We start from the raw sequence: 8287 nt of genomic DNA, 5'->3' as shown, positions 1-8287 counted from the left end.
GAGCACGGGACGCCAGCGTCCGCGCAGCCCGCGTCCGCCGGGCGAGCCGGTCTCCTCCGGGGAGGGGGCTCCGGGCGCCTGGGTGTCGCGCGTGGCCAGGTGGTGCTGGGTGGCCATGTCCCGGGTGCGGCCGGGGGCGCGTCCGGCCGCCGCCGCGCCGCCGAGGTCGGCGGGCAGGTCCCGTAGCAGCTCCAGGAGCTCGTCGGCCGATGGCCGGCCCTCGGGCTCCTTGACCAGGCACGGTTCGACGACCGTGCGCAGCGCCGCCGGTACGGCGTCGAGCGAGGGCTCCTCGTGCACCACCTGGTAGGCGGTGAGATAGGGGCTGTCCGCGTCGAAGGGGCCGTGGCCCGTGGCCGCGTACACCAGGAGGGTCGCCAGCGAGAAGACGTCGGAGCGCGGTCCGACGCCGCGCGGTGCCTGGAGCTGTTCCGGCGACATGAAGGGCGGGGTGCCGATGACGCGTCCGGTCATCGTCAGGGTCTGCTGATCGGCGGCGCGCGAGATGCCGAAGTCGATGACGCGCGGCCCCTCGGGCGACAGCACGACGTTCGACGGCTTCAGGTCGCGGTGGACGACCCCGACGCGGTGAATGTCGCGGAGCGCCTCGGCGAGCCCGATGGCCAGGCTGCGCAGTCCGGCGCCGTTCAACGGGCCCTCGGCGGCGATGCGCTCGGCGAGAGTGGGGCCCTCGATGTAGGTGGTCGCCATCCAGGGCTGTTCGGCCTCCGGTGCGGCGTCCACCACGGCGGCGGTGAAGGCGCCGCTGACCCGGCGCGCCGCCGCGACCTCCTGACGGAAGCGGATGCGGAATTCGCTGTCGCCGGCGAACTGCTGGTGGATCAGCTTGATCGCGACGGGCCGGCCGGAGCTCGTACGGGCCAGGAAGACCGTGCCCATGCCCCCTGAACCAAGCCGCGCCTCCAGCGGATAACCGCCGATCTCGGCTGGATCGCCTGCGCGCAGCGACACTCTTCCCGACCTCTCGTCCCCGTGCACCTCTGCCGTCACGGACCGCCCGTCTGTGCTGGACACAAACTAGTCGCAGGGTGGTGGGGCAGAGCAAAGCGGGTGACACGTGCAGGCACGTACGTGGTACGGGCCGCCCCGGCCGGGACCGGGGCGGCCCGTCGGGTCAGCAGGGGCCGAGGTCCTGCCAGACGCCCCATTCACCGGTGGAGCCGGGCGTCTCGTTCTGGGTCCACCACTTGGCCTTCCAGGTGTGGCCCCCGTACGAGACGGTGTTGCCGCCGTTGTAGATGGCGCCCGCGCTCCACGCGGCGGCGGCGCAGCTGCCGGTCGGGGGCGGCGTGGTCGGCGGGGTGGTGGTGGGCGGGGTGACGCCCGCGAACTTCACCGAGTACTTCGCGAAGTCCCAGTCCGCCTGGGCCACGCTGCTGCACGTGCCGGAGGTCTTGCCGTTGTTGTCGGGCGGGGTGCACTGACGGTCGCGGTTGAGGGACCAAAAGGTGAAGCGGTCCATGTGGCGGCCGGTGGCGAAGTCCAGGACGGTCTGGAAGTCGGCCTGGCTGAAGTACTCGCCGGTGTCGCTGCGGCCGTTCATGCCGGAGAAGCCCTCGTGGGCGTACGCGGTGGCCTCGTCCCAGCCGAAGGTGGTGCGCAGGATCGCGTTGAAGTTGGCCAGGGCGCTCGTCTGGGCGGCGGCCCCGTTGAAGCCGCCGTCGAACGGCATGATGGAGAAGTTGTTGGGCGTGAAGCCCTGCGCCTTGGCCTCGTTGAGCATCTGCTTGCCGAACCAGCCGGTGCCGTCGGCGGTCGCCGCCGTGGTGACGGAGACGTAGAGGCCGGGGTTGTTCTGCTGGAGGATCTTGGCGGCGCCGATCTCGCGGGCGATGGCCGCCGTGTTCTCGTACTCCGGCTCCTCCAGGTCGAAGTCGATGGCCTTCAGCTGGTACTTGGTGATGACCTGCTGGTACGCGGCGGCGGTGGCGGCCGCGTCGGAACAGGTCTGGCCGAGCTTCGTCCCCCCGTAGCCGCCGATGGACACCGACACGTCGCCGCCCTTGGCGCGGATCGCGCTGATGACGGAGGCGACCGCGGTGTCCGAGGAGACCGGCGACGTACCGTCCCAGGTGGGGCTGCAACCGCCGCCGTTGGGGGCCAGGATGAAGGCGAGCTGGAACGCCTTGAGGCCGGTGGCGTCCATGATGGCGCCCGCGTCCGGCGGATTGTTGTCGTGCGGCATCAGATAGGGCGCGGCGGCGTACCACCGGTTGGAGAGCGCGGTGGCGTCGGCGGACGCGCCCGAAGCCTGCTGTGCGGCGAAGGCCGCGAGCCCTGCGGTGGCCAGGGCGGCGGTGGCCACGCCGGAGAGCAGAGCGCGAAGACGTCTCATGGAGGCTCCTGTCGGGAGAAGGTGCCGCCAGAATCGAAGGATGACGCATTCACGTCAATGCGTTGGCCTAGACCATTGCGCTTTCTTGAAGCATCCACCGGCTCCCCGGGGAGGGCGTGACCGATATCGGAACACGCTCCGTCCGCATTCCGACGCTGCTGGGCTAGGGTGTCGCGCGTGTCCCTCCCTCTCGCCTTCCGCCACCTCGTGGACGACGCCGCGGACTTCCCGCCCGGCCCGGCTCCGCTGCCGCGTGCGGTCGCTGAGCACGCCGGGCTCGTGGGCCCCTTCGTGGTCGGCGCCGGCCGACTCGGCGAACAGGCCGGGCCGGCCGGGCCGGACCTGTTCCCGAGGGCCTGCGGGTGAGCGTGGTGGCCGGGCCGGCCGCGCTCCCGGCGGTCCTGGCCGCCTTCGCGGGGACCGGCCGGCCCGTGCCGGCGCCCCTGGAGTCCAAGCCGGACCCCGTCCGGCCGCTCGCACCCCGGATCGAGGAGCCGGCCGCGCTCGGCTTCCCCGGGACGGTCCACGTCGAAGTGCCGCGCCCCGGTACGCCGGAGTGGGAGCAGGCGCTCGCGCCCGCGGTACGCCACGGCTTCCGGCTGAAGTTCCGCACCGGCGGGGCCGAAGCGGCGGCGTTCCCGTCCGAGGACGAGGTGGCGGAGTGGATCCACGGGGCCGTCGCCGCCGGGGCCTCCCTTCATGTGCACGGCCGGCCTGCACCACGCGGTCCGGCACACCGCCGCCGGCACCGGATCCGAGCACCACGGCTGTCTCAACGTGCTCCTGGCGACGGCACGGCCCGCGCCGGAGCGTCCCTGCCCGAGGTCCGCGCGGCCCTCGCCGAGCGCGACCCGCGGGCGCCGGCCCGTGCCGTGACCGCACTCCCGGCCGCCCAGGCCACCGCCGCGCGGGAGGCGTTCGGCTCGTACGGGTCGTGCAGCGTGCTCGAACCGCTTGAGGACCTGACCGTCATGGGCCTGCTCGGCCCCGCCACCACCTGATCACCCGTCACCGAAGGGCGCCACGTATGACCATCCACCCCGTCACCTGGGTCGAGGCCGCGGCCGGCAGCGCGTACGACGTCGACAACCTCCCGTACGCCGTCTTCTCCACCCCGGACACCGCCCCGCGCATCGGCGTCCGCATCGGCGACCACGTCCTGGACCTGGGCGCCGCCGCCACCGCCCTGCGCCCCGACTGGGCACCGCTGCTCGACGCCCCCGCGCTCAACCCGCTGATGGCCGCGGGCGCGACGGTGTGGGCGGAGGTCCGCGCCTGGGCCGTCGAGCTGCTCACCGACACCGCGCACCGCGACCGCGTCCGCCTGGTGGCGCTGACCGACGCCACGCTGCACCTGCCGTTCGAGGTCGGGGACTACGTCGACTACTACGCCTCCGTGGACCACGCCACGAACGTCGGGCGGATCTTCCGGCCGGACGGGGACGCCCTGATGCCCAACTGGCGCCACCTGCCGGTCGCCTACCACGGACGCGCGGGCTCCATCGTCGTCTCGGGCACCCCCGTGCACCGCCCCGCCGGACAGCGCAAGGCCCCTACCGACCCGGCGCCCACCTTCGGCCCGTCCCTGCGCCTGGACATCGAGGCCGAACTCGGCTTCGTCGTCGGCCGCACCGTCCCGCTCGGGCAGCGCGTCGCGACCTCCGAGTTCACCGAGACCGTGTTCGGTGTCACCGGTGTCAACGACTGGTCCTCGCGCGACATCCAGGCATGGGAGTACGTCCCGCTGGGTCCCAACCTCGGCAAGTCCTTCGCCACCAGCATCGGCGCCTGGGTCACCCCGCTCGCCGCGCTGGAGCACGCCCGCACCGACCTGCCCGGCCAGAGCCCCGCCGTACTGCCGTACCTGCGCGAGGAAGGCCCGTCGGGCTACGACATCGACGTGGAGGTCGAGGTCAACGGCACGGTGGTGGCGCGTCCGCCGTACGCGTCCATGTACTGGTCTCCCGCGCAGATGCTGGCCCACCTCACCGTCAACGGCGCCTCCCTGCGCGTCGGCGACTTCTACGCCTCGGGCACCATCTCGGGCCCGGAGAAGGACCAGCGCGGCTCGTTCCTCGAACTGTCCTGGGGTGGCAGGGAGACCTGGACCGCCGGCGGCGCGGAGCGCACCTTCCTGGAGGACGGCGACGAGGTCGTCCTGCGCTACTCGGCGCCGGGCGCGCGGGGGCGCATCGGCCTGGGCGAGGTCCGTGGCAGGATCCTCCCCACCATCCGGCCGCTCCCCGAAGAGGTGGAATGACACCGCCGAACGACTCCGAGAGCGGCGGCTCGCAGACCCTGGAGCGCGGACTCGCCCTCCTGGTCGAACTGAGCCGCCACCCGGAGGGGCTGACGACCAGCCAGGTGTCGGCCGCGACGGGGTTCCACCGCTCCATCGCGCACCGGCTGCTCGTCTCGCTCCACCGGACGGGGTTCGCCGCGCGCGACGACGGCGGCCGCTACACCGTGGGCCCGGCCGTGACCGGGCTCCTCGGCGGCACGGGTCCCAGCCTGCGGTCCGTCGCGGAGCCCGTCCTGCACCGCCTCGCCCGCCGCCTGGACGCCACCGCGAGCCTGGTCGAGGCCGTCGGCACCGCCGCCGTCACCACGGTGGTGGCCGAACCGCCGACGGACGGCCCCCTGTTCTGGTACCGCAAGGGCAGCCGCGATCCCCTGGACCACGGCTCCGGCGGCCTGGCCGCCCTCGCATCCGGCCCCCCGCGCACCGCCGAACCGCCCCGCGTACAGGCGATCCGCGAGGCCGGCTACGTCATCACCCACAGCGAGGTCAACATCGGCGCCCACGGCATCGCGGCCCCCCTGCCGGGCTGGCCGGTGCGGGCCGCGATCAACGTGGTCACCTCCGACCCCGACCTCGCCGACCGGGCCGTGCCGCACGTGCGGGAAGCCGCCGCCGCGATCGGCACACTGAGCGACCACCTCGGCACGGGGTGAACGGCGTACCGGCCACGAGGGCCGGTACGCGCCCGCCCGTCAGCAGCCGATCGGCTCGGAGCCGACGGCCACGTCGTCGAACCACAGGGTGTCGTCGCCGGACCCGTAGCTCTCCCAGCCCAGTCGCAGGGCGGTGGGCCGGGGCGGGGTGGTCCGCGAGAGCCACTGGTCGTCCACGTCACGCGTGGGTACGCCGTCGGCGTGCAGACCCGGCACCTGCTCGTCGCCCAGCCAGGTGTCGAGCCCCGGGGCCGAGGTGTCGACCGCGAACCGCAGGCACTGCCAGCTGCCCGTGGGCAGGGGCCTGCTCAGCCCCACCCCGGTCGGGCTCTGCGCCGGGAGCGTCGCGTCGTCGCTCTCACGGTTCCACTGGAGCGCCCCGTTCTGCCCGCCGATTCGCAGGGCCTTGCCGCCCTGGGAGCTGTCCGGCATCGACACGAAGGCGACGTGCGCCGCCGGGAGCGCCGTGGTGTGCCGCACCCACATGCGGACGTACAGCACGGGACCGACCGCCGAGAGGTCGGCGGTGGAGGCCACGAACGCGTGGTTGCAGTACCCGGCCTTCCCGTCGAGCCTCAGCGAGCGCGTGCCGCTGTGCGAGGTCGTCGTGTCCACAGCGGCCGTTCCGGTGCCCTGGCAGTCGGGCGCGGTGAAACGCCAGTCACCGGCGGGGGCCGGGCCGGCCTGGTTCTCGAAGTCGTCGCAGACGACCGCGTCACCGCACTCGGCGGAGGGCGGCGTGGTGGGCGGCGGTGTGGTGGGAGGCGGCGTGGTCGGGGGCGTGGTGCCGTCCCCGCCGCACGAGACGCCGTTGAGAGCGAAGTCGGCGGGCGCGGGACCGCCCGACTGCGAGGTCCCCTGCACCCCGAAGGAGACGGTGCCGCCTTCGGCCACCGCCCCGTTCCAGGCCGTGCTGACGGCGGTCACGGCGTGGCCGGTCTGCGTGACGGTGGCGTTCCAGCCGGAGGTGACGTGCTGGTCACCGGCGTACGTCCAGGTCAGGCGCCAGTCACTGAGCGCCGGGCCCTTGTTGGTGACGCGGACCTCGGCGGTGTAGCCGCCGGTCCACTCGTTGGCGGTGTAGTCCACCTGGCACCCGGAGGCGGACTCCGCCGCCGCGGCCGGTCCACCGGCGGGCATGGCGACGAAGAGCGACAGGGCCAGCGCGACGACGGAACCGGCCGCCGTCCAGGCTCTGCGCGGTAAGCGGCGGGGGTGGATGGTCATGTGCGCCTCCTCGGGGCGTGGGGAAAGTGAGTGGGAGCGCTCCCATGTATGACAGCGACTTGACGGCACACTGTCAATACGTGGGCGGGCGGCGGCTTCCGGGGTGCCGAAAGTTTCGCCGTACGCGCACCTGTCACAGCACCCCGCCAGCGCCGTGAACCATTGCCGCGCACCGACGAGCAGCCCTACCCGCCGCTGACCTGCACAGCTGAACCCCGGGCGCGATCAGTGCGGGACCGAAGCTTTCGAAACACGTGCCGAAACTATTGACAGTCACCGGAGGCGGCCCAAAAACTCCGTGCTCAGGCCCGGCCGCACCGCCCGTACGGCCGGAACTCCCTTCCCCTGGAGGACCCCCCATGCGTCTCCGATTCCACCGCCGCCCGGCCGCCCTGGCGGCGGGGCTCGTGCTCGCCGCGGCGAGTTCCCTGGGTCTGACCGCCACGGCCGCCGCTCCCGCCCAGGCCGCCGCCTGCGGCGGTTACGTGGGCCTGACGTTCGACGACGGCCCGTCCAACGACCACACCCCCGCTCTGCTCAACGCCCTCAAGCAGAACGGCCTGCGGGCCACGATGTTCAACGAGGGCCAGTTCGCCGCGTCGTACCCGGCACAGGTGAAGGCCCAGGTCGACGCGGGCATGTGGGTCGGCAACCACAGCTACACCCACCCCCACCTCACCCAGCAGAGCCAGGCCCAGATCGACTCGGAGGTCTCCCGGACGCAGCAGGCCATCGCGAGCGCCGGCGGCGGCACGCCTAAGCTGTTCCGGCCGCCGTACGGGGAGACCAACGCCACCCTCAAGGCCGTCGAGGCCAAGTACGGGCTCACGGAGGTGATCTGGGACGTCGACTCGCAGGACTGGAACGGGGCGAGCACCGACGCGATCGTCCAGGCCGTGTCCCGCCTCTCCAGCGGCCAGATCATCCTGATGCACGAGTGGCCCGCCAACACCCTGGCCGCCATCCCGCGCATCGCCCAGTCGCTCGCCTCCCGGGGCCTGTGCTCGGGCATGATCTCGCCGCAGACCGGTCGGGCCGTCGCACCCGACGGCAGCAGCGGCGGAGGCGACGGCGGCGGGAACACCGGCGGCTGCACGGCCACCCTGTCCGCCGGCCAGAGCTGGGGCGACCGCTACAACCTCAACGTCGCCGTCACGGGCTCGTCCAACTGGACGGTGACCCTGCGCCTCCCGTCCCCGGAGAGGGTCCTCACCACCTGGAACATCAGCGCCTCCTACCCCAGCGCCCAGGTGCTGACCGCGAAGCCCAACGGCAGCGGCAACAACTGGGGCCTGACGATCCAGACCAACGGCACCTGGACCTGGCCCACGGTCTCCTGCGCCACGGGCTGACACCGGCCCGCCGCTGGGCGGGGCGCGGGACCGTCACCGGCGGGGCGCGGGGCCGGCGGGAGACTCCCGAGGGCGGGGCGGGGCGGGGCGGGGCGGGGCGGCGGCAGCGGCAGCGGCAGCGGCAGCGGCAGCGGCAGCGGCAGCCGGAGCCAATCACTTATGCGGCTCTTATGGCCCTTCGTCCCGGTTCTGCCGCCGGGACGCGGGCATCACGTGGTGAGCCCGGCCCCGTGCCGGGTCCGTCCGACCCGCACCGCCCAGTGGAAGCGATACGCATGCCCTCTCAGCACCTGCCCCGGATCGACGCGGACGGCCTCGCGGACCTCGCCGTCGCGGCCTTCACCCGAGAGGTGTTCCTCACACCCAAGCCGGGACTGCCGGACTGCCGCACCGCGCA

Annotated in this window: 8 protein-coding genes; 5 read left to right on the top strand and 3 right to left on the bottom strand. The window is 73.3% G+C overall.

Annotated features, from left to right (window positions below; genetic code table 11):
* On the bottom strand, positions 1-972 hold a 972-nt coding region (locus G3I41_RS07955), incomplete at its 3' end, for a serine/threonine-protein kinase (protein WP_164399593.1).
* 163 nt (positions 973-1135) lie between these two features.
* On the bottom strand, positions 1136-2356 hold the full coding sequence (locus tag G3I41_RS07950; RefSeq protein ID WP_203600490.1) for a chitinase: 1221 nt from the start codon (positions 2354-2356) through the stop codon (positions 1136-1138).
* Between the two features lie 177 nt (positions 2357-2533).
* Between G3I41_RS07950 and G3I41_RS36680 the strand changes: the two genes are divergently transcribed.
* The 4 genes from G3I41_RS36680 to G3I41_RS07935 are packed head-to-tail and all read left to right on the top strand — an operon-like array spanning position 2534 to position 5311.
* Complete coding sequence (locus G3I41_RS36680) at positions 2534-2722, top strand: hypothetical protein (RefSeq protein WP_239081523.1); 189 nt, start codon at positions 2534-2536, stop codon at positions 2720-2722.
* A complete protein-coding gene (locus G3I41_RS07945) occupies positions 2719-3357 on the top strand; it encodes a hypothetical protein (protein ID WP_239081522.1) in 639 nt (212 codons plus the stop codon). Before G3I41_RS36680 ends, G3I41_RS07945 begins: the two co-directional genes overlap by 4 nt.
* A gap of 26 nt (positions 3358-3383) precedes the next feature.
* Positions 3384-4616, top strand: a complete 1233-nt coding sequence (gene fahA, locus G3I41_RS07940; RefSeq protein WP_164399592.1) for a fumarylacetoacetase — start codon at positions 3384-3386, stop codon at positions 4614-4616.
* On the top strand, positions 4613-5311 hold the full coding sequence (locus G3I41_RS07935) for a helix-turn-helix domain-containing protein (protein WP_164399591.1): 699 nt from the start codon (positions 4613-4615) through the stop codon (positions 5309-5311). Before fahA ends, G3I41_RS07935 begins: the two co-directional genes overlap by 4 nt.
* 39 nt (positions 5312-5350) lie before the next feature.
* Here the strand turns inward: G3I41_RS07935 and G3I41_RS07930 are convergent, their stop codons facing one another.
* Complete coding sequence (locus G3I41_RS07930; RefSeq protein ID WP_164399590.1) at positions 5351-6538, bottom strand: cellulose-binding domain-containing protein; 1188 nt, start codon at positions 6536-6538, stop codon at positions 5351-5353.
* A 359-nt stretch (positions 6539-6897) separates the two neighbouring features.
* On the opposite strand from G3I41_RS07930, the gene G3I41_RS07925 reads away from it, so the two are divergent.
* Positions 6898-7890, top strand: a complete 993-nt coding sequence (locus G3I41_RS07925) for a polysaccharide deacetylase family protein (RefSeq protein WP_164399589.1) — start codon at positions 6898-6900, stop codon at positions 7888-7890.
* Positions 7891-8287: the final 397 nt, after the last annotated feature.

Origin of the sequence: Streptomyces sp. SID9727 (assembly GCF_010550605.1) — a bacterium.
GTDB lineage: Bacteria > Actinomycetota > Actinomycetes > Streptomycetales > Streptomycetaceae > Streptomyces.
The sequence above is the reverse complement of the archived record's forward strand: the minus strand, read 5'-3'. Positions and strand labels throughout refer to the sequence as shown.